This window comes from Actinomadura graeca (genome assembly GCF_019175365.1).
Taxonomy (GTDB): domain Bacteria; phylum Actinomycetota; class Actinomycetes; order Streptosporangiales; family Streptosporangiaceae; genus Spirillospora; species Spirillospora graeca.
The window spans coordinates 1,425,369-1,446,128 of record NZ_CP059572.1 but is presented as its reverse complement, the minus strand read 5'-3'; the positions used below and the strand labels follow the sequence as shown (position 1 = coordinate 1,446,128).

At 74.5% G+C, this 20,760-nt stretch carries 18 protein-coding genes and 1 pseudogene; 6 read left to right on the top strand and 13 right to left on the bottom strand.

Going from position 1 to position 20,760, the window contains the following annotated elements; translation table 11 throughout:
* Nucleotides 1-49: 49 nt before the first annotated feature.
* From AGRA3207_RS40215 to AGRA3207_RS06700, 3 genes and pseudogenes are all read right to left on the bottom strand, one after another.
* Nucleotides 50-532 (bottom strand): annotated as a pseudogene (locus tag AGRA3207_RS40215) (phosphatase PAP2 family protein); the annotation flags it as partial.
* A gap of 634 nt (nucleotides 533-1,166) precedes the next feature.
* Nucleotides 1,167-1,436: a hypothetical protein gene (locus AGRA3207_RS06705; RefSeq protein ID WP_231336253.1), complete on the bottom strand. Its 270-nt coding sequence runs from the start codon at nucleotides 1,434-1,436 to the stop codon at nucleotides 1,167-1,169.
* 317 nt (nucleotides 1,437-1,753) lie between these two features.
* The gene (locus AGRA3207_RS06700) at nucleotides 1,754-2,866 is read right to left on the bottom strand and encodes an ROK family transcriptional regulator (protein WP_231333678.1); all 1,113 of its coding nucleotides are present in this window, start codon (nucleotides 2,864-2,866) and stop codon (nucleotides 1,754-1,756) included.
* Between the two features lie 149 nt (nucleotides 2,867-3,015).
* Between AGRA3207_RS06700 and edd the strand changes: the two genes are divergently transcribed.
* The 3 genes from edd to eda are packed head-to-tail and all read left to right on the top strand — an operon-like array spanning nucleotide 3,016 to nucleotide 6,445.
* Complete coding sequence (gene edd / locus AGRA3207_RS06695) at nucleotides 3,016-4,830, top strand: phosphogluconate dehydratase (RefSeq protein ID WP_231333677.1); 1,815 nt, start codon at nucleotides 3,016-3,018, stop codon at nucleotides 4,828-4,830.
* Entirely contained in the window at nucleotides 4,827-5,810 is a 984-nt protein-coding gene (glk, locus tag AGRA3207_RS06690) for a glucokinase (protein WP_231333676.1), read from the top strand. The genes edd and glk overlap by 4 nt, the downstream gene beginning before the upstream one ends.
* Nucleotides 5,807-6,445 carry a bifunctional 4-hydroxy-2-oxoglutarate aldolase/2-dehydro-3-deoxy-phosphogluconate aldolase gene (eda, locus tag AGRA3207_RS06685; RefSeq protein ID WP_231333675.1) on the top strand — a complete coding sequence of 213 codons (639 nt, stop codon included), beginning with the start codon at nucleotides 5,807-5,809 and terminating at the stop codon, nucleotides 6,443-6,445. The genes glk and eda overlap by 4 nt, the downstream gene beginning before the upstream one ends.
* A 26-nt stretch (nucleotides 6,446-6,471) precedes the next feature.
* Here eda and AGRA3207_RS06680 read toward each other — a convergent pair whose 3' ends face one another.
* Nucleotides 6,472-6,642 carry a hypothetical protein gene (locus AGRA3207_RS06680; protein WP_231333674.1) on the bottom strand — a complete coding sequence of 57 codons (171 nt, stop codon included), beginning with the start codon at nucleotides 6,640-6,642 and terminating at the stop codon, nucleotides 6,472-6,474.
* A 72-nt stretch (nucleotides 6,643-6,714) separates the two neighbouring features.
* Here AGRA3207_RS06680 and AGRA3207_RS06675 point away from each other — a divergent pair, with 72 nt between their 5' ends.
* Nucleotides 6,715-7,650, top strand: coding sequence for a LysR family transcriptional regulator (locus tag AGRA3207_RS06675; protein ID WP_231333673.1), 936 nt, complete (start codon nucleotides 6,715-6,717; stop codon nucleotides 7,648-7,650).
* A gap of 37 nt (nucleotides 7,651-7,687) precedes the next feature.
* Here the strand turns inward: AGRA3207_RS06675 and AGRA3207_RS06670 are convergent, their stop codons facing one another.
* Together AGRA3207_RS06670 and AGRA3207_RS06665 are read right to left on the bottom strand one after the other, a co-directional pair.
* Nucleotides 7,688-8,218, bottom strand: a complete 531-nt coding sequence (locus tag AGRA3207_RS06670) for a DUF1707 SHOCT-like domain-containing protein (protein WP_231333672.1) — start codon at nucleotides 8,216-8,218, stop codon at nucleotides 7,688-7,690.
* Nucleotides 8,215-8,943 (bottom strand): PadR family transcriptional regulator, encoded by a 729-nt coding sequence (locus AGRA3207_RS06665; RefSeq protein ID WP_231333671.1) that lies wholly within the window; start codon nucleotides 8,941-8,943, stop codon nucleotides 8,215-8,217. The genes AGRA3207_RS06670 and AGRA3207_RS06665 overlap by 4 nt, the downstream gene beginning before the upstream one ends.
* Before the next feature lie 212 nt (nucleotides 8,944-9,155).
* Between AGRA3207_RS06665 and AGRA3207_RS06660 the strand changes: the two genes are divergently transcribed.
* Nucleotides 9,156-11,162, top strand: coding sequence for a bifunctional phosphatase PAP2/O-acyltransferase family protein (locus AGRA3207_RS06660; RefSeq protein WP_231333670.1), 2,007 nt, complete (start codon nucleotides 9,156-9,158; stop codon nucleotides 11,160-11,162).
* Between the two features lie 74 nt (nucleotides 11,163-11,236).
* On the opposite strand, the gene hpnH is transcribed toward AGRA3207_RS06660, so the two are convergent.
* The 7 genes from hpnH to AGRA3207_RS06625 form a co-directional block, all read right to left on the bottom strand.
* Nucleotides 11,237-12,241, bottom strand: a complete 1,005-nt coding sequence (gene hpnH / locus AGRA3207_RS06655; protein ID WP_231333669.1) for an adenosyl-hopene transferase HpnH — start codon at nucleotides 12,239-12,241, stop codon at nucleotides 11,237-11,239.
* Complete coding sequence (gene shc, locus AGRA3207_RS06650; protein WP_231333668.1) at nucleotides 12,241-14,277, bottom strand: squalene--hopene cyclase; 2,037 nt, start codon at nucleotides 14,275-14,277, stop codon at nucleotides 12,241-12,243. Before shc ends, hpnH begins: the two co-directional genes overlap by 1 nt.
* The gene (locus AGRA3207_RS06645; RefSeq protein ID WP_231333667.1) at nucleotides 14,277-15,290 is read right to left on the bottom strand and encodes a polyprenyl synthetase family protein; all 1,014 of its coding nucleotides are present in this window, start codon (nucleotides 15,288-15,290) and stop codon (nucleotides 14,277-14,279) included. The genes shc and AGRA3207_RS06645 overlap by 1 nt, the downstream gene beginning before the upstream one ends.
* Nucleotides 15,287-16,606 carry a hydroxysqualene dehydroxylase HpnE gene (gene hpnE, locus AGRA3207_RS06640; protein ID WP_231333666.1) on the bottom strand — a complete coding sequence of 440 codons (1,320 nt, stop codon included), beginning with the start codon at nucleotides 16,604-16,606 and terminating at the stop codon, nucleotides 15,287-15,289. Before hpnE ends, AGRA3207_RS06645 begins: the two co-directional genes overlap by 4 nt.
* Nucleotides 16,603-17,520 carry a presqualene diphosphate synthase HpnD gene (hpnD, locus tag AGRA3207_RS06635; RefSeq protein WP_231333665.1) on the bottom strand — a complete coding sequence of 306 codons (918 nt, stop codon included), beginning with the start codon at nucleotides 17,518-17,520 and terminating at the stop codon, nucleotides 16,603-16,605. The genes hpnE and hpnD overlap by 4 nt, the downstream gene beginning before the upstream one ends.
* The gene (gene hpnC, locus AGRA3207_RS06630) at nucleotides 17,517-18,380 is read right to left on the bottom strand and encodes a squalene synthase HpnC (protein ID WP_420830878.1); all 864 of its coding nucleotides are present in this window, start codon (nucleotides 18,378-18,380) and stop codon (nucleotides 17,517-17,519) included. Before hpnC ends, hpnD begins: the two co-directional genes overlap by 4 nt.
* Nucleotides 18,381-18,488: 108 nt before the next feature.
* Nucleotides 18,489-19,409 carry an aminoglycoside phosphotransferase family protein gene (locus AGRA3207_RS06625; RefSeq protein ID WP_231333663.1) on the bottom strand — a complete coding sequence of 307 codons (921 nt, stop codon included), beginning with the start codon at nucleotides 19,407-19,409 and terminating at the stop codon, nucleotides 18,489-18,491.
* Nucleotides 19,410-19,827: 418 nt separating this feature from the next.
* On the opposite strand from AGRA3207_RS06625, the gene AGRA3207_RS06620 reads away from it, so the two are divergent.
* A complete protein-coding gene (locus AGRA3207_RS06620; protein WP_231333662.1) occupies nucleotides 19,828-20,643 on the top strand; it encodes an IclR family transcriptional regulator in 816 nt (271 codons plus the stop codon).
* The last annotated feature ends 117 nt before the right edge of the window (nucleotides 20,644-20,760 follow it).

Genomic DNA, 20,760 nt, shown 5'->3' with positions numbered 1-20,760 from the left:
CCAGCAGCCCCGCGGCCACCAGCCCGTCCGTCCAGTAGTGGTTCGCCGTCACCACCACCACGAACACCGTGACCGGAGCGTGCAGCGCGACCACCCACCGCCACCGGCTCCGCGACGCCCGCACCACCGCGACGGCCACCAGCAGCGCCCACCCGATGTGCAGCGACGGCATCGCCGCGTACTGGTTCGCGATCTCGTCCGCCGCCGCCGGGTACGCCGACGGCCCCACCGTCAGCATCGTGTCCACCGCTCCGATCCCCGCCAGCCTCGGCGGCGCCAGCGGGAAGAGCATGTGCACGACCAGCCCCGCCGCCGTCAGCACCACCAGCTCGTTCCGCACCCGCCGATAGGAGCTCCGGTGCCGCACGTACAACCAGACCAGCAGCACCGCCGTCCCCGGGAAATGCACCGACACGTAGTACACGTTCGCGAGGTACGCCGTGTGGTCCCACCCCAGCGCCCAGTGCTGCAGCGACACCTCGCTCGGCAGCCACGACCGCTCGAACCCCCACAGCCACCGGGCGTTCTCCATCGCCTCCCCGGGCCCGTGCCGCACCAGCGTCCGCCCCCACTTGTAGAACGCGAACAGCCCCAGCAGCAGCGCCACCTCCGTCACCAACGGCCGCGCCGCGCGCGCCGTCCACCCCCCGCGAACGCGGATCACACCGTCAGCCATGCCGTTCCTCCGAGCCGGGTCGTCCAGATGACAACAACCCTGCCGCCCGGAGTCCTCCCGGACACTGGGCCCAACCACCCCACGCCCGGAGCCCACCTCCAAGATCAGAGGTGGAGCTAACCCCACCCCCGCCCCCGGCGCTCAGCCCCGGAACAACCTCCGGACCAGCGGCACCAGCACAACGACGCCCGCGGCACCCCAAGCGAGCGGAGCCCGGCCACGACGGCGCCGGGGAGCGGGGGGCTCAGGTGGAGGCGCGGGCGCACGCCGGTACTCCTCGTCCAAAATCGCATGAAACCGCCGCCCCCGCCTATTCCCCGACGACCCCAGGACCTGCGGACGTGTCGCAACGCGCAGCTCTGCGCTGCCAGGTGGAAAGAGGGGCGGTGGACCGGTCGTGCGATTCGGAATGGGTCTCGATGCCTTACAGACCCACTTTGGGCGGCTGGCCTCGTGGCCGACCGTGTCGCCTGCCTGCCTCGTGATCAGGTCAGACGTCGGGGATGTCTGGCTTGGCTGCCGAGAGCAGGCGGCCAGAGATGATCACGAGCCGTTCGTCGGAGCCGATCCTGACCCCCGGCGGGAGCCGATCGCTGTACGCGGTGGTCGCGTCACGGCCGATGACGGCGATATCGCCGTTGTCCAGCTCCCAGATCTCGGGACAGTCCTGCGTGGTGCGGCTGTCGCCCACCTCGGCGGCCGTCTTCCCTAGCCTCCGAAGGAATCCCGCGTCGTGATCGGCTTCCCATGGCCTGGTCATGATGTCACTCACTTCCAGTCGCTGGTTCTTGCTGAGATATTCCCATCCGAGCCCTGGCATGACAAGTACTGGTCGATCGTCTGTTTCGGCCGGAGTCATCGGTATGCTGAAGGCGCCGACCCTCTTTTTTTGGGGTGGGACTCAACTGGCTGACGGGGCCAGACATTTAAATGCGCCACCTCGTCGGAGCATGGAATTCCGTGTTCGAGATGTTGCTGCGGGCCCTGACCTGGTGCCTTGGCTGATTTCTTTGAAGCAACCGATGGTGCCTAAATCGTTCCCTTAATGCCGGTGAATTTGAGCCGCTTTATTACGGGTCAGGCGTCTATTGTTTCGGGGGCGAGGATGCGTGAGAGGACCATGGCGGCGCAGCCGGCGAGGCCGGCCGTTTCGCCGAGGCGGCTGGGTTCTATGCGGAGGTGGCGGGTGGCGAGGGCCGTGGAGCGCTGGTAGACGACCTCGCGGAGGCCGGCGATGAGGGGGGCGTCGTCGGCGGCGAGGTCGCCGCCGACGACGACGACGGCGGGGTTGAGGAGGTTGACGGCCGTGGCGACGACCTCGCCGATGCGGCGGCCGGCGTCGCGGAGGAGGGCGACGGTGGGGGCGTCGCCGGCGCGGGCCAGGGCGGCGAGGGCGGGCAGGTCGGGGGCGGGGGAGCGGGCGAGGAGGGCCGAGCCGCCCGCGACGGCCTCGACGCAGTCGATGTTGCCGCAGCGGCAGGGCAGGCCGCCGCCGTCGGGGACGGGGACGTGGCCGATCTCGCCGGCGGCGCCGAGGGCGCCGCGTTGGATGCGGCCGCCGGCGATCACGCCGGCGCCGATGCCGGTGGAGACCTTGACGAACAGCAGGTCGTCGACGCCGGGGTGGGCGCCGTGCTCGCCGAGGGCGGCGGCGTTGACCTCGTTGTCGAGGTGGGCGGGGACGCCGAAGCGCTCGGAGATCGGCGGGTCGACGTCCATGCCGTGCCAGCGTCCGGGGGCGTGCTCGAAGGCGTCGGGGACGGCGAGGCCGGCGCCGCGGACGGTGCCGGGGTCGATGCCCGAGGACGCCAGGAGGGCCGTCCAGTGGTCGAGGAGGCGGGCGAGCGCGACGGCGGGGGAGTCCCCGGCGGGGGGCCCGTCGGCGCGGGCGAGGATCGTCCCGGCGAGGTCGCAGACGGCGAGCTGGCCGCGGGACTGGCCGAGGTTCGCGACGAGGACGGCGCCGCCGGCGGCGTTGAACTCCAGGCGGGCCGGGGGGCGGCCCCCGGTGGACGGGCCGTCCGCGTGCTCGACCACGAGGCCGCGGGAGACCAGCTCGGTGACGCGGGAGGCGACGGCGGGACGGGACAGGCCCGTGAGGCGGCCGAGTTCGGCGCGGGTGGCGACTCCGTCCTCGCGGATGAGGCGGAGCACGTCCCCGGTCGTGCGGGGACGGGAGGCGCGGGGCATCAGGCCAGTCAAGCATGTGGTTGTTCGAAGCGTCCAGTTGGTGTATTTGAGGGAGTTTTGTAAGCCGAAGTTCATAAGTTGGCTTGTCGAGGTGACGTATGTCTCGGTAGTTTGGTGACTTGGTGGTCCCCCTGGTCTGGAGCGTTCTCATGCCTGTGCATCCCGTGCTGCAACGAGTGACCCGCCGCGTCGCCGAGCGCAGCGCCGGGCGGCGTGGCGCGTACCTGGCACGCATCCGGGACGCCAGGACGGAGGGTCCCGTCCGGGGCGGCATGGGCTGCGCGAACCTGGCGCACGGGTTCGCGGCGTGCGGCGTCCAGGACAAGCTCTGGCTGCGGGGGAACGCCACCCCGAACATCGCGATCGTGTCGGCGTACAACGACATGCTGTCCGCGCACCAGCCGCTGAAGGACTACCCGGACCTGATCAAGGCGGCGATCCGCGCGGCGGGCGGGACGGCGCAGTTCGCCGGGGGCGTGCCCGCGATGTGCGACGGGATCACCCAGGGCCGGGCGGGCATGGAGCTGTCGCTGTTCAGCCGGGACGTGATCGCGATGGCGGCGGCGGTCGCGCTGTCACACGACATGTTCGACGGCGCGCTCATGCTGGGGGTGTGCGACAAGATCGTCCCGGGGCTGGTGATCGGGGCGCTGTCGTTCGGGCACCTGCCGGTGATCCTCGTCCCGGCGGGGCCGATGGCGTCGGGGCTGCCGAACGCGGAGAAGGCGAAGGTCCGCAAGCGGTTCGCGGCCGGGGAGATCGGCCGGGACGCGCTGCTCGCCGCCGAGGCCGCCTCGTACCACTCGCCCGGCACCTGCACGTTCTACGGGACGGCGAACTCCAACCAGCTGCTCATGGAGGTCATGGGCCTGCACCTGCCGGGGGCGAGCTTCGTCCCGCCGGGCACCGGGCTGCGGGACGCGCTCACCGAGGCCGCCGCGCGGCGCGTGCTGAAGCTGACCGACCTGGGCGACGGCTACACGCCGATCGGCGAGCTGCTGGACGAGCGGGCGTTCGTCAACGGGGTCGTCGCGCTGCTGGCCACGGGCGGGTCCACGAACCACACGCTGCATCTGGTCGCGATGGCCTCGGCCGCGGGCATTGAGCTGACCTGGGACGACTTCGACGAGCTGTCGAAGGTCACGCCGCTGCTGACCCGGCTCTACCCGAACGGCACCGCGGACGTGAACCACTTCCACGCCGCGGGCGGCACCGCGTTCCTCATCGGCGAGCTGATCGACGCCGGGCTCCTGCACGAGGACGCGAGGACGGTCGGCGGGGACACCCTCGCCGCCTACCGCCGCGCCCCCGAGCTGGGCGCGGACGGCCGGGCCGTGTGGCGGGACGTCCCGGCGGAGTCCGGCGACCTCGGGGTGCTGCGGCCGGTGGACGAGCCGTTCGACACCCACGGCGGCCTGCACACGGTGCGCGGCAACCTGGGCCGCGCGGTGGTGAAGGTGTCGGCGGTGCGGCCCGAGCACCGGACGATCGAGGCGCCCGCCCGGGTGTTCGAGACGCAGGAGCAGCTCCAGGAGGCGTTCGCCGCCGGGGAGCTGGACCGGGACGTGGTCGCCGTCGTCCGCTACCAGGGCCCGCGCGCGAACGGGATGCCGGAGCTGCACCGGCTCACCCCGCCGCTGTCGGTGCTGCAGGACCGGGGGTACCGGGTCGCGCTGGTCACCGACGGGCGGATGTCGGGCGCGTCGGGCGCGGTGCCGGCGGCGATCCACGTGTCCCCGGAGGCGGCGGACGGCGGGGCGCTGGCGCGGGTGCGGGACGGCGACGTGGTCCGGCTCGACGCCGACAAGGGCCTTCTGGAGGTGCTCGTCCCGGATGAGGAGTTCGCCGCGCGGGACGCCGAGGGCGCCGCGCCCGAGGTGTGGTCGGGGACGGGGCGGGAGCTGTTCGAGTCGTTCCGGCGCGCGGCGGGGCCGGCGGAGCGCGGCGCGGGCGTGTTCGCGTGAGCGGACCCTGGCTCGTCGCCGACGTCGGCGGCACCAACGCCCGGTTCGCCCTGGTGGACGGGCCGGACGGCGAGCCGTCGCAAGTCGGGTCGCTGCCGACCCGCGACCACGCCGGGCTGGCCGGCGCGGCGGCGGCGTACCTGGAGCGGTACGCGCCCGGCGTCCGCCCGTCCGCGGCGTGCCTCGCGGTGGCCGGGCCGGTCGCGGGCGAGACGTTCCGGCTGACGAACGCGGACTGGCCCGCGGACACGCCGGAGGCCGTCCGGGAGCGCCTCGGCATCCCGCACCTGGAGATCATCAACGACTTCGAGGCGCTCGCGCTGTCGCTGCCGCGCCTGGGTCCCGCCGACCTCGTCCCGATCGGGGGCCCGGCGTCCGGCGCGCCCGGCGCGCCGATGGCGGTGGTCGGGCCGGGGACCGGCCTCGGCGTCGCCGGGCTCGTCCCGGTCTCCGGCGGGTGGGTGCCGCTGCCGGGGGAGGGCGGGCAGGTCGACGTCCCGGCAGCGACCGCCCGGGAGATCGAGGTCATGCGGCTGCTGCGCGCCGAGCGCGGCGCCGCCACGGCCGAGTACCTGCTGTCGGGGGACGGCCTGGCGCGCGTCCACCGCTACCTCGCCGAGATCGACGGGGCCGTGGCCGCGCCGCTGGGAGCCGCCGAGATCTGCGCGCGGCCCCGCGACCCGCGCTGCCGGGAGACGCTGCACATGTTCTGCGCGCTGCTCGGATCACTGGCCGGGAACGTGGCGTTGACGCTCGGAGCGCGCGGGGGCGTCTATCTTGGCGGCGGGATCCTGCCGCGCATGGCCGACGTGCTGCGGGAGAGCGCGTTCCGCAGCCGGTTCGAGGCGAAGCCGCCCGTCGAGGACTACCTGCGGGCCATCCCGACCGCGCTGATCGTCCACCCGGGCCCGGCCCTGGCCGGTGCCGCCGCACGGCTGGCGCGGAGCCCGCACGCCGCCGGACCACTGGAGCCCGCATGAGCATCGACGTGACCAACGAGACCCTCCTCGACCTGGCGCCCGTCATCCCCGTCGTGGTCCTGGACGACGCCGGCGCCGCCGTCCCGCTGGCGCGCGCGCTCGTCGAGGGCGGCCTGCCCGCCATCGAGGTGACGCTGCGCACGCCCGCCGCGCTGGAGGCGATCACGCTGATCGCGGCCGAGGTCCCGGGCGCCGTCGTCGGCGCGGGGACGATCGTGCGGCCCGAGGACGCCGAGCGGGCCGCCGCCGCGGGGGCGCGCTTCCTGGTCAGCCCCGGCCTCACGCCCCGGCTCCAGGCCGCGATGGTCGCGACCGGCCTGCCGTTCCTGCCGGGCGTCGCCACCGCGTCCGAGGTGATCGCCCTGCTGGAGGACGGGATCACGGCGATGAAATTCTTCCCCGCCGAGGCCGCGGGCGGGCGGGCGTACCTGAAGTCCCTCGCCGGGCCGCTGCCGCGGGCCCGGTTCTGCCCGACCGGCGGCGTCGCCCCGGGCAACGCCGCGGACTACCTCGCGCTCCCCAACGTCGGATGCGTCGGCGGGTCGTGGCTCACACCGGCCGACGCGCTGCGAGACGGGGACTGGGACCGGATCCGCGGCCTGGCCTCCGAGGCCGCGGCGCTGCGCCGGGACTGACGCTCCCGGCCCCGGCTCCGGCCCCGTCAGCGGAGCGCGTGGCAGCGCGCGCAGGGACCGGCGGAGATCGGCCTGCCGGCGGCGTGCGGGACGAGGTCCATCCGCAGCCGCCCGCAGGCGCAGCGGCTCCAGACGACGACGCCCTCGCTGGTCAGGTGCCGGGACAGGGTCCGGTGCGTCCTGCTCTGATCAGTCATGCGGCCAGTCTGCCCGCGCGGAACGTTGCCGTCCATTTCACATTTCCAGATCTGATCGTGCATGATTGTTACATGATCGATCTGCGGCGGCTGCACATGCTCCGGCTCGTCCACCAGAACGGGACGGTCACGTCCGCGGCGGAGGCGCTGCACCTCACCCCGTCCGCGGTGTCGCACCATCTGCGCGAGCTGGCGCGGGAGCTGAAGGTGCCGCTGCTGGAGCCGCAGGGCCGCCGGGTGCGGCTGACCCCGGCGGCGCATCTGCTGATCGAGCACGCCGACGCGCTGCTGGCGCGCTGGGAGGAGGCCCTCACCGACCTGGAGTCGCATCGCGCCGGCGCCGTGGGCCCGCTGCGCATGTGCGGGTTCACGACGGCGGTCGGCGGGCTGCTCGCCCCGGCCGCCGCGGCGCTGCGGCGCGAGGACCCCGGTCTCGTGGTCGAGGTCCGCGAGTGCGACACCGATGTCGCCCTGGGGCTGCTCGCCGCGGGTGAGACCGACCTCGCGGTCATCGAGCCCACCGCGGACGCCCCGCCGCCCGGCGACCCCCGGTTCGACCGGGAGCCGCTGATGGAGGAGGCGCTCGACCTGATCGTCCCGGCCGGGCACCCGCTGGCGTCCCGGCCGGGGGTCCGGCTGGAGCACGCCGCGTCCGAGGACTGGGTCAGCGTCCAGCCCGAGATCTGCGCGCACCACCAGCAGGTCCTGGCCTACTGCGCCGCCGCGGGGTTCACGCCGCGCTTCGCGCACAACGCCACCACCTGGTGGGTGATCTGGGCGCTGGTCGCCCACGGCCTCGGCGTGTCCCTGGTGCCCCGGCTCGCCGACGGGCCGTCCGACCAGCCGGTCGTCCGGGTGCCGCTGACCGGCGACTCCGTACCGAAGCGGCGCGTCCTGACGTGCGTGCGCCGGGGGAGCCGCGGCAACCCGCTGATCGCCCGTGCCCTCGGCGCCCTCCAGGACGCGGTTCCGCCCCGCTGCGAACGTTTGCGCCAGGTGCCCGCGTAGCGCGCGCCGTCCGGCGGGCCGCCGGACGCGCCCGCGCTCAGGCGCCGGGGGACAGGCGGTGGCGGTCGCCCCGCCGTGACCGGCGCAGCCCGAAGGCCATCAGGACGGCCCGCACCACCCACACCACCAGCGCGATCTGCAGGACGACCAGGAACCCCGTCCCCGGCCCCGCGGTGAACGCCAGGACCAGGAACACACCGAGCAGCAGCGGGAACGCCGGGAACGGCGGCCCGTGCCGGTGCCCGCCGTGCCGGTGCCCCCGGTGCGGGTGGCGGCCGTGGAGGCGCCGCATCGGATGCCCCGGGCCGCCGAACATCAGCGGCGGGCCGCCGCCCCAGGGGCCGTGGAGGGTGTCCGGCGCGGGCTCCGGGTCGGCCAGGCCGTTCGGGACGGGCAGGTCGCGGACGACCCCGCGCAGGTCGCCGTGCGTCTTGGCGGCCAGCACCGTCCCGAGGCGCTCGTCGAGCTCGCCGCGGTCCAGCCGTCCCGCGGCGAAGTGGTCGTGCAGGGCGACCATGACCGCGTCCCGCTCGGCGTCGCCGACGCGGATCCCGTCCCTGCCGGTCATGGCCGCTCCCCGGTGTCGTCGCTGTCGTCGGTGTTCCCGCCGTCCGACGTCGGGCCCGTGTCCTGCCCGCCGTCCTCGGCGAGGATGTGGTACAGGCTGCGCCGCGCCTCGGTGAGGATCTCCCGGGCCCGTGCGACCTGCTCCGGCGTGCCGGAGTGGACGATCTGCATCACCGCGGCCCCGGTCTGCGCGGCCTGCTTGAACAGCTCCGGCACCCCCTCGCCGAACTCGGGCGTCATCTCCGACCACGGCTCGGCCAGCTCCTCGGCCTGCTCCTCCACGCGGGCGCGGCCCTCGTCGGTGAGGTGGAAGGTGCGGCGCCCGCCGGCCTCCTCGCCCGCGATCAGGCCCTCGTCTGCGAGCTGCTGGAGCGCCGGGTACACCGCGCCCGGGCTCGGCCTCCACGCCCCGTCGCTGCGCTCGTGGATCTCCTGGATGATCTGGTAGCCGTTGCGCGGCTCCTCGGCGAGCAGGACGAGGATCGCCGCGCGGACGTTGCCCTTGCGCGCCTTCTGCCCCCGCCCCCACGGCCCGCCGCGCCCGCGCGCCCAGGGCGGGCCCGGGGCGAAGCCGCCGGGCGGGCCCCAGGGCCCCGGGCCGCCGCCGAACATCCACCCGAACCCCGGGAAGTCGCCGCGCCCCCGCATGTGGGCGGCCTTCGCGCCGAGCGCGGCCGCCGCGAACGCCCAGCGCGGGTCGAATCCGTGCGCCCGAGTCGCTCCCATGTTCTCCACCACCTTCTGAGACCTCTCTATGATCCCTCGCGATACGACAACGATATATCGAAGACGTACGGAGAAGCCAGGGGGTTCCCGTGTTTTCCCGCCGTTACCGGCGCCCCCGCCCGTGTACACTCGGTAATCGCATGATCACGCAATCCGGTCGGGGGCCGTCTGACCGGTGGAAATCCTGGGTAACCCACCGGTGTGGGGGGACGATGGGCACGCAGGGGGTGGTGACCGCGCCGGACGCGGTCGTCTCCCGGGCCGGGTCGGTCGCGCGCGGCCGGCTCCGGGTCGAGGTGCTGCTCGGCCTGACGGTGTTCGGGCTGTACGCGCTGGTGATGACGCTGCCGCAGGGGGCCCGGGCGCAGGCGGCGCGCGCGCACGGCCTGATGATCTACGACGTCGAGCGCGCCCTGCGCATCGACGTCGAGCGGACGCTGAACGAGTGGCTGGCCGGGCAGTCGGCCTGGCGCGTCCTGGCCAACTACGAGTACGCCATCACCTACATCGCGAGCGCCCTCGGGCTGCTCGCCTGGCTCTACGTCCGCCACCCCGAGCGCTACCGGACGGCCCGCAACGCCTTCCTGCTGATCAACCTCGTGGGGATCGCGTGCTTCGCGCTCTACCCGGTGATGCCGCCCCGGCTCATGCCCGAGCTCGGCTTCGTCGACACGGTCCGCCTCGGCCGCACCTGGGGGTCGTGGGGGTCGCCGCTGGTCGAGCACGCCGACCAGTACGCGGCCGTCCCGTCCCTGCACATGGCCTGGACGCTGTGGGTCGGCGTGGAGCTGGCCCGCGCGTCGGCGCGGCGGTGGGTCCAGTCGCTGAACGCCGGGCACATCGTGCTGACCTGCTACGTCATCATGGCCACCGCCAACCACTACCTGCTGGACGCGGTCGCCGCGGTGCCGCTGGTCGCGCTGGCGGTGTACGCCGCCGAGCGCACCACCCCGCCCTGGACGGCCGACCCCGTCCCGGCGCAGGACGCGTTCTTCCTGGCCGTGGAGACGCCGTCCGCGCCGCAGCACGTCGGCGGAGTGATCATGCTGGACGTCTCACGGGCCGCCGTGGCCCGCCAGGACCTCGCCGACCTGGTCGCCGCGCGGATGGACCGGCTGCCGCGCTTCCGGCAGCGGCTCGCCGCCCCCGCGTCCTGGCGCCGCCCCGTCTGGCTCGACCACCCGGAGATCGACTGGTCCTGGCACGTCCAGGAACGCCGGGTGGAGGGCATGGACGGCCTCCGCGCGATGATCGCGGGGATCCAGTCCGAGCCGCTGCCCCGCGACCGGCCGCTGTGGCGGATGGTCCTGGTCGAGGGCGTCGCGCCCGGGCGGTGCGCCGTCGTGTTCCTCATGCACCACGTCGTCGCCGACGGTGTCGGGGTGGTCGCGCACGCGATGGCGCTGATGGAACCGGCCCCGGACGGCTCGGGCTGGGAGGCGCCCCGCCGCAGGCCGGTCCGGGAGGCCGCCGCGACGGTCGTCGGGATCGGCCAGCTCGCCGTGGACGTCCCGCCGCCGGCGCGGCTGCCCGCCGGCGGGACGTCCGAGCGCCGGTTCGGCACGCTGCTCGTCCCGCTCGGCCTGACGCGCGACGTGGCGCGGCGGTACGGGGCGCGGGTCACCGACGTGGTCCTGTGCGCGGTGGCGGGCGGCCTGCACCGGGTCGTCCGGGACATGCCCGGCGCGCCGGTCCGGCACGGTGACGCGTGCCGGGTCGCGGTGCCGCTGATGATGCGCCCGCCCGGCGGCGGCGGGCAGGCCCCCCAGGGCAACCACACCACCGCCGTCATGGTCGACCTGCCGATCGGGCGGATGGCCGAGGCCGACCGGCTCGCCGCGATCGTGCGGCGGAGCCGTGTGCTGCGGTCCGGCACCCGGCCGCTCGCGGCGTGGTTCGTGATGCGGCGGGTCGGGCGGCTGATGCCGGCGCCGCTGCACGCCCGCTTCGCCCGCGCCGTCTACGGTGCCCGGTTCCTCCAAGGCATCGTGTCGAGCCTGCCGGGCCCGGACGGTCCGATGAGGCTGGCGGGCGCCCCGCTCGCCCAGGTGTACCCGGTGATCCCGCTGGCGCCCGGCGCGCCGCTCGCGGTCGGCGCGCTCGGCGTCGACCGCGAGCTCTGCTTCGGCGTGTCCGTGGACCCCGCCTTGGTCGACGACGCCGACCGGCTCAGCGAGGCCATCCTCGACGTCATCCGGGAACTGCGCGCCGCGGAGTGACCCCGGCCCGGACGCCGCGTCCCACACCGCGGCCATGCTTCAGGCCCCGCTCCCGGTCAGGCCCCGGGCGCGGGTCAGACGCTGCGGATCGCGCGGATCGACTGCGTCAGCGACCCCATGGTCGTGAAAACGGCGGTCGGCTCGTACCCGCAGTGCGCCATGCAGTTGGAGCAGCGGTCGTCGCGGCCTCGGCCGTAGGCGCCCCAGTTGGTCGTCTCCACCAGCTCCTGGTAGGTGTCGGTGTAGCCGTCGTCCATCAGGTAGCAGGGACGCTGCCAGCCCTTCAGCGAGTAGGACGGGATCGCCCACGCCGTGCAGGGGAAGTCGGCCTTGCCCTCCAGGAAGTCCAGGAACAGTGGCGAGTGGTTGAACCGCCAGCGCCTGCGCCGCCCGTCGGCGAAGACCTTGCGGAACAGCTCCCGCGTCTCGGTCACGCCGAGGAAGTGCTCCTGGTCGGGCGCCTTCTCGTACGCGTACGCCGGGGAGATCATCATCTGGTCGACGCCCAGGTCGTCGTTGAGGTAGTCGAGGACCTCGATGACGCTCTGCGGGGTGTCGGTGTTGAACACGGTGGTGTTGGTCGTGACGCGGAAGCCGCGCTCGCGGCACATCCGGATCGCCTCCACCGCCTGGTCGAACACGCCCTCCTTGCACACGGACGCGTCGTGCCGCTCCCGCAGCCCGTCGATGTGCACCGCCCACGCGAAGTAGCGGGACGGCGTGAACTCGTCGATCTTCTTCGGGATCAGCGCCGCGTTGGTGCACAGGAACACGTATCGCTTCATCCGCACCAGCTCGGCGGTCATCTCGCCGATCTGGGGGTGCATCAGCGGCTCCCCGCCCGCGATCGACACCATCGGCGCGCCGCTCTCGCGGACCGCCGCGACCGCCTGCTCGACCGGCATCCGCTGTTTGAGCAGCCCCGCCGGATGCTGGATCTTCCCGCAGCCCGCGCAGGCCAGGTTGCACGCGTACAGCGGCTCCAGCTCGACCAGCAGCGGGAACTTGGACCGCCGGGCCAGCTTGTTGCGCAGGATGTAGCCGCCGACCCGCAGGCTCTGGCGCAGTGGCATGGCCATTACGACCCGTTTCCCTTCGTCGCGTTGACGTACCTGCCGAGCGCGCTCACGGGGAACACCAGGCGGTACAGGTGGTAGTTGATGTAGAAGTCGCCGGGGAAGCCGGTGCCGGTGAAGTGGTCCTCGTCCCACGTCCCGTCCGGGCGCTGCCGCGTGGTGAGCCATGCGATCCCCCGGTCCACCGACGGGCCGCGCTCTCCGGCCGCGAGCAGCGCCAGCAGCGCCCACGCGGTCTGCGACGCCGTGGACGCGCCGTGCCCGATCCACGCGGGGTCGCGGTAGGAGCGCATATCCTCGCCCCAGCCGCCGTCGTCGCGCTGGTGGCGTTCGAGCCACGCGACGGCCCGCCGGATCACCGGCCCGCCCGGGCGGACGCCCGCGGCGATCAGCGCCGGCACCACGCCGCCGGTGCCGTACACGTGGTTGGCGCCCCACCGGCCGAACCACGACCCGTCGGGCTCCTGCGCCTTCAGCAGCCAGACCACGGCCCGCCTGCACAGCGCCGAGTCGCCCATGCCCTGCTCGCACAGCGCCTCCACGACGTGCGCGGTGACGTCCGCGGACGGCGGGTCGATCACCTCGCCGAAGTCGCAGAACGGGAGCCGGCGGCACAGCGCGCGGGTGTTGTCGACGTCGAACGCGCCGAACCCGCCGTCGGAGGAGACCATCCCGGCCATCCAGCGCAGGCCCCGCTCGATCGCCGGGCGGGCCTCCGGGCCCGCGGCGCGGCTCAGCGCGAGGACGGCCTCGGCGGTGTCGTCGACGTCGGGGTAGTAGTCGTTGTCGAACTCGAACGACCAGCCGCCGGGCGCCAGGCCCGGGCGGCGCACCTGCCAGTCGCCGGGGCCCTTGACCTCCTCGCCGAGCACCCATCCCGCGGCCCGCTCCAGCGCCGGGTGCCCGGCGGGCACGCCCGCGTCCGACAGCGCGATCATGGCGAGGACGGTGTCCCAGACGGGGGACTGGCACGCCTCCATGCGCCGTCCGGTCTCGTCCCTGATGGTGAAGCGGTCGAGGCCGGCGAGGCCGCGCCGCATCACCGGGTGGTCGACGTCGTGGCCGAGCAGGTGCAGCGCGATCAGCGAGTACACCCAGGGCGGCTGGATCCCGCCCCACGATCCGTCCGGCTCCTGCCGGGCGATGATCCACTCGCCGGCGCGGCGCAGCGCGGCCCGGCGCAGCCGCCCCGCGGGGCGGCGCTGGTACACGCGCAGGACGCGGTCGAGCGCGCCGAACGCCTCGTCCCATCCGGGAAGGCGCCGGCCGCGCGGCGGGGCGCCGCCGGGCCGCGGCGCGGGCTCCAGCTCGGTGAGGCCGAACGGCAGCGGACGGACCGGGCGCAGCGACCCCACCACCGTCAGCGGGACGATCGTCTGACGCGCCCAGCACGCCCAGTCGTAGACGTTCAGCGGGAACCAGCGCGGCAGGTAGATCATCTCCGGTGGCAGCACCGGCAGGTCGTCCCAGGACCACAGGCCGAACATCGCCAGCCAGAAGCGGGTGAAGACCCGGGTGGCCGGGACGCCGCCGTGCGCGCGGATGTGGGCGGCGGCCCGGCGCATGTGCCCGGCGTCGGGGGAGTCCCCGGCGAGCCGCAGCGCGACGTATGCCTCCACGGTCGTGGACGGCTCGGGCGGCCCGCCGTGGAAGTTGGCCCAGGAGCCGTCCGCGGCCTGCTGGGAGCGGATCCAGCGGGCGGCCTCCCGCGTGTCCTCCTCGGTGCGGACGCCGAGGAACTCGCGGAGCAGCAGGTCCTCGGCGTCCATGGTCACGTTGGTCTGCAGCTCGCCCTTCCACCAGCCCTCCGGCGACTGGAGGCCGAGCAGGTGGTCGCGTGCCGCGTCGAGCGCGGCCTTGGCGGCGGCCCGCGTGTCCTCGGCCGGCGCCTCGCGGGCCGGGCCCGTCGCGGCGGGCGCCGTGGTCCTGGCGTGCTCCGTGGTCCTGGCGGGCTCCGTGGTCTTGGCGTGCTCTGTGGTTTTGGCGGACGCGGTGGCCTTGGCGGGTGTGGTGGTCTCGGTGGGTTCTGTCGTGGTCATCAGTGGTCCCGGCGGGTGACGAAGTCGGCGACGTGCAGGAACTCGGCGCGGACGGGGTCGGGCAGCGCGGCCCGGGCCAGCCGGTCACGGGCCCGCCCGATCCGGCGCGCGGCCTCGGCCTCCGTCCACGCCTTCCCGCCCGCCATGTCGATGAGCCGCGCGGCCTCGGCCAGCTCGTCCTCCTCCAGCGGCTCCGGGCGGGTGTACAGCCCGGCCAGCCGCGCGGACGCGGGCGTCCCGGAGTTCAGGGCCGCCACCACCGGCAGCGACATCTTGCGGGACCGCAGGTCCGACAGCGCGGGCTTGCCGGTGACCGCGGGGTCGCCCCAGATGCCGAGCAGGTCGTCCACGAGCTGGAAGGCCATGCCGAGGTCGGCGCCGAACTCCTCCAGCGCGGCGGTGAGCGGCTCGGGCGCGGCGTCCAGGACGGCGCCGATCGAGCAGGAGCAGGCCAGCAGCGCGGCGGTCTTCCCGGCGACCATCTCCTGGCATTCCTCCAGCGTGATGTGATCGCGGGTCTCGAAGTCCAGGTCGAGGGACTGCCCCGCGATGAGCCTGCGGGTGGCGGCTGCCATCGCGCGCGCCGCGCGGGCGGAGCCCTGGCCGGGCGCCTCCAGCAGCACCTCGACGGCGAGGGTCATCAGCGCGTCGCCGGCCAGGATCGCGCCGGACTCGCCGAAGACGGTCCACGCCGCGGGACGGTGCCGGCGCGTGCGGTCGCCGTCCATGATGTCGTCGTGCAGGAGCGAGAACGCGTGCGTCAGCTCCACCGCGACGGCGCCGGGCAGGGCGCTTTCGGGCGGTGCCCCGGCGGCGCGGGCCGACAGCAGCGCCAGCGCGGGGCGCAGCGCCTTCCCCGCCGGGCCCGGGCACGGGCGTCCTTCGCCGTCGGTCCACCCGAGGTGGTAGGCGGCGACGCGGTAGGTGTGCGGGTCGAGCCGTCCGACCGCGGCGCGCAGGGCGCCGTCGACCAGGCCGCGGACGTCGGCGAGCGGGACCGGGAGCGCGGTCATCGGCCCCTCACCCCCTCCAGGTGGTGACGGGCCAGGCGCGCGGCGGTGAGCCCGCTGCGCACCGCGCCCTCCATCGTGTCGGGCCAGCCCGTGTCGGTCCACGCGCCGGCGAGGAGGAGACCCGGCGTCCGGGTCGCCGCGGCGGGGCGCGCCGCCCCGCTGCCGGGACGCTGGCGGAACGTCGCCCGCCGCTCCCGTGTGACGAAGAAGTCGCGGACGACCGCCGGGCGGGCGCCGGGCAGCAGCCGCCGCAGCTCCGGCAGGAACCGCGCCCGCAGCTCCGCGGTCGGCACGTCGATCCAGCGGTCGGCGGCCGACAGGGAGATCGCCACGTACTGGCCGCCGTCGAGGCCGCTGGCCGCCGTCCGGTCGAACAGCCACTGGACGGGCGAGCCGACCGCCGCGGCGAACGGCAGGTCCATCACCGGGCGGTCGTAGACGACGTGCACGTTCACGATCGGGCTCGCGCCCAGCTCGGGCCAGCGCAGCGGATCGGGCAGCGCCTCGGCCGGCAGCAGCCGCGCCGCCACCTCGTGGGGCACGGCCATGACGACCGCGTCCGCCGCGATCGGCGTCCCGTCCACCACCACCTTGGGGTCGGCCGTCACCGCCTCCACCTTGGCCTTCAGGTGGACGGTGCCGCCCGCCTCCTCGATCCGGCGCAGGGCCGGGCCGCCGTGCAGGTCCTCCAGCGGGACGGCGGGGACGGCGATGTCGGCGGCGTCCGCCCGGCCGAACAGCGCCCGGCGGCAGGTCATCGCCGACAGCCCGAGCGCGGCGTCGTCCACCTCGGCGTTCAGCGCCGCCGAGATGAACAGCCCCCACAGCGCCTCGCGGGCCCACGCCCGCTGCCCCCGCCCGGCCAGCCACGCGCCCGCCGAGATCTCGTCCAGGACGGGGTCGGCGGGGTCGAGCCGGCGCATCCACGCCGACGCCCACAGGGCGCGCAGCCGGTCGGCGCCCGACAGCGGGGTGTACCGGGCCAGCGCGGGCAGCAGGTGCAGCGGGCTCGGCAGCGGCGCCCGGCGCAGCCGCGCGGGCGTGCCGCCGGGCCGCAGGACGGTGACGTCGAACCGGTCCTGGACCTCCATCAGGTGCTCGGTGCGCAGCCGCCGCAGCAGCCCCTGGTAGGCGGTGCAGCAGCGCAGCGACACGTGCTGCCCGTTGTCGACGCTCAGCTCGCCGCGGCCGAAGGAGTGGGTGGCGCCGCCCAGCCACGGCCGCGCCTCCACCACCGTGACCTCCACGCCGGACTCCTGGAGCGCGACGGCCGCGCTGATGCCGGCCAGGCCGCCTCCGACGACCACGACGCTCACCGCTCCACTCCTGTCAGCGCGCGCGCCGCCACGACGGCCTTCTGCCACGTCGGGAGCGAGATCCGGGACTCAAGCGCGATGGACGGGCGCTCGGCGATGCGCTCAAGCAGCCGCCGGTAGATGCCCGCCATCGCCGCGGTGCAGGCGGCCGACCGCCGGTCCAGCAGCGGGAGGAGCCTCAGCCCCTCCGCGTACCAGGCCCGCGCGCGCTCTGCCTGGAACCTGACCAGGTCATGCAGGCGCCAGGACGGATCGACGAAGTCGCCGGACTCGTCCTGCTCCAGCGTGCATCCGAACCGGGCGAGGTCTTCGGAGGGAAGGTAGACGCGGCCGCCCAGCCCGTCCTCGCGGAGGTCCCGCAGGATGTTCGTGAGCTGGAACGCGACCCCCAGCGAGTCGGCGAGGCCCTCGGCCCGCTGCCGCCCGTCGTACCCGAACACCCCGAGCGACAGCCGCCCGACCGTCCCCGCGACCTGCTGGCAGTACCGCAGCAGGTCGTCGAAGGTCTCGTACGCGGCGCCCCGCACGTCGCTCTCGCAGCCGTCGATCAGCTCGGCGAACGCGTCGAGCGGGATCGGGTACCGGCCCGCCGCGTCGGCCAGCGCCGTCAGCACCGGGTGCCCCTCCAGCGCCCGCGAGTCGGCCCGCCGCCACAGCACGTCCTGGACGGCCTCCAGCCGCCGCCGCGACCGGTCCAGCAGGTCCAGCCGCACGCAGGCGGGCTCGGGGCCGTCCCCGATGTCGTCCACACCCCGCGCGAACGCGTAGATCGCGCTCATCGCGCGCCGCTTCGGCGCGGGCATCAGCCGGATCCCGTACCCGAAGTTGCGGGCCTCGTCCCGCACGACCCGCTCGCAGTGCCGATACGCCTCGACGACCCACTCGGGCCGCTCGCACGTCTCCGAAACCGTCATCGCCCACCCCTTCTGAGAGAGCACGCCCACCCGGCCAGCAGCACGGCCCGGCGCGGTCGGGGCGGGCAGGCGAGCACGTCGTAGCGGCCGCGCGCCAGGGCGGCCAGCGTCGCGCGCCCCCCGGCCACGTATCCCGCCACCGCGAGACGGGCCCATCCGTGCAGGCCCGCCAGCAGCGGCGCCGCGCCGCGGTCGAGCAGTTCCCGGGCCCGCCCCGCCTGCAGCGCCAGGACGCCCCGCAGCCGTGTCGGGGTCACCGCCCGCGCCAGGTCCTCCTCGGAGCAGCCGAACCGCCGCAGATCCTCGCCCGGCAGGTAGATCCGCCCGGCCCGGTAGTCGGCGCCGGCGTCCTGGCAGTGCTCGATGACCTGCAGCGCCGCGCAGACCTGGTCGGACGCCTCCTCCAGCCCCCGCCCCTGCGCCCCGAACACGTGCAGCACGATCCGGCCGACGGGATTGGCCGACAGGTCGCAGTAGCCGAGCAGTTCCTCGAACGTCGTGTACCGGGCCACGACCTGGTCCTGGCGGTTCGCCTGCACCAGCCGCCGGAAGGGCTCCTCGGGCAGTCCCCTGGCGCGGACGGTGCAGGCCAGGTTCCGTAACTGCGGCAGGCCCGGCGTCCGCCCCTTGAAGACGAGGTCCAGGTCGTCGTCCACCGAATCGAGCAGCGCCGCCCGCTGCCCGCGCGGCGCCTCGTCCCCGATGTCGTCGACGAGCCGGGCGAAGCCGTAGACCGCCCGCAGGTCGGCGCGGTGCCGCCGTGGCAGCAGCCGCGTCGCGACCGGGAAGTTCTCCCGCCGCGCGAGCCCGTCCAGCGCACGCTCGTGCTCCTCGGCGCTCCAGGGTGGTTCAGTGGTCACCATTGAGAGATTCGCCGGTCCGGCACCAGAAAAACTCTGATCAAGGTATGGAGTTATTGAACCGCCGCGCGTTTCCGCGACGGAAAGGACGCAACAGGAATATCGCCCTTATGGCAATCGGTCGGCCAGGCTCAGGGCGACGTCCAGGGCGCGGCTCCCCGGCCGCCCCCCGCCCTCGGCCGTCCAGACCTCCGACAGGACGGCCTTGACGAACGCCCATGCCGCCACCCGGTCCGGCGGTATGCCGAGACCGTCGGCGACCTGCTCGATCCGCGCGGGCACGAGGCCGAGCAGCGCCGGATCCCGGTCGTCGATTGCGGGGTTGTAGAACAGCGCGCCGGTCTCGTAGCCGGGGTCGCCGACGTAGCCGTGCGGGTCGATCGCCAGCCACCCGCCGGATCCGCAGCGCAGGATGTTGTCGTGGTGCAGGTCGCCGTGCAGCACGACCCGCTCTGGCGCGTCGGCGCACAGCTCCGCGAAGAGCGCCCCGGCCCGCTCGACCAGGGACCGGGGGAGCGGGCCGTCCCCGGGGTGCTCGGCGAGGTGGCGGGAGAACGCGACGCCCGCCCTCTCCAGCACCGGCAGCGGGGAGTCCTCGGGTGCCGCCCTGCGCAGCCCCCGGGCCACCTGGACGAACGCCGCCGTGGCCGCGGCGTCCTCGTCCGGCACCAGCGAGCTCAGCGGAGTGCCAGGCCGGGCCCGTTCCAGGAGCAACGCGCCCCGGTCACGGTCGTACTCCAGCAGCCGCACGGCCCCGCCGCCAGCGAAGAGCTCCAGGGCCGCGGCTTCGGCGTCCAGGTGGCCGGGACCCGGCGGGCCGAGCTTGAGCACCGCGTCCGTGCCGTCCTCCCGCCGGACGGGGACCACCCAGTGGAAACTCAGGTCGTACGGAGTGACCGCCTCGGGCCGCAGCCGCCACTCCGCCGCGAGGGCGGAGAGCAGGGAGGGAAGGCCGTCCAGCCAGCGGCGGCCGTCCTCACCCCAGGCGTCGACGGCATTGCGGACGAGGTCGGGAGGCAGAGGGGGCATGTCCCCAACCCTGCCATGCCCGGGAGGGCAGTTCGGGAGGCCGCCGGCGCCGCGGACGCGGGCGGCGCCGGCGACACGACTGCCGAGGCCGCCGCCGCCTTGCAGAGCGGGACACGGCTCAGGGAGATGTCGGAAAATCGGTCCACCGCATGATCATTCGCCACCCTGAAGCAGTCCATAAGCGCGATGAATTCCGCGACAAAGGACGGCATTGCCGTGTTATGACGACGGGTGGGAACCCGGTCGTCCGGTGTTGTCCTCTCGATCCTCCCTGTGCCGCGGAAATCCGGTGCGGCGACGCCCCCGAGATGCCGCCTCCGCCACCGTCACCGAGATCGGGCGGCGCCGCCAGAGGCGCGTGTCATCCAGTGGCCCGGACGGATGGATTTCCGCCCGCGCGGACCCGATCATGTGGGGCATGGACGACCACACGGTCGCCGGACGCGTCGTCGCCGTGCTCGACGCGGTGGCCCTGCACCGCGACCCGGTGACGCTGGCCGAGCTCACCCGCGAGGTCGGCATCCCCAAGCCCACCGTCCGCCGCATCGCCGCCGACCTGGTGGCGCGGAGGATGCTGCAACGGTGCCCCGACGGCCGCTACCGGCTGGGGGCGCATCTGCTGCACCTGGGGACGCGCGCCGCGGTGCAGCACGGCCTGCTCCAGGCCGCCACCCCGTACGTGCAGGACCTGTTCGCCCGCAGCGGGGAGATCGTCTGGGTCTGCACGGCCAACGACACCGCGGTCACCTTCATGGCCAGCGCGTTCGGCGCCAACCGGGCCCCCGACGTCCGGCGCTCGACCTGGCCGCGGGACCTCGGCAGCGCCGCCCTGCAGAGCTCCGCCCTCGGCCGCGTGCTGCTGGCCGAGCGCCCGGGCCTGCTGGAGACGCTGCGGGGGCGTCCGCCCGCGCCGCAGACCCCGCACGCCGTCACCTCCTGGCCCCGGTTCCTGGCCGGGATCAAGGCCGTGCGGGACACCGCGGTCGCGGTCGAGCACCAGCAGTGCGCGCTGGGGTTCAGCTGCGTCGCCACCGCGCTGCGCGGCCCGGACGGCTCGCTGATCGGCTGCATCGGCATCACCGGGCACACCGGGAGCCTGCCCGCCGAGCGCCTGGGCCGTCCGCTCCTCGCCGCGGCCCGCGACATCGGCCGGTGCGCCCGCACGCTGCACGAGGAGCCCGGCTTCCACGCGCCGCAGGACGGGACGGGTGTCGTCCCCTTCCGGTACGGCTGACGGACAGACACCGACAAACCGTGACATGGTCGGCGCGCCGCCCGCGCAGGTAGCTTGATGTCGAGATATATTCGAGGTAGCTTGACATCAAGAGAAATCCCGCGGAAGTTAGGCGGA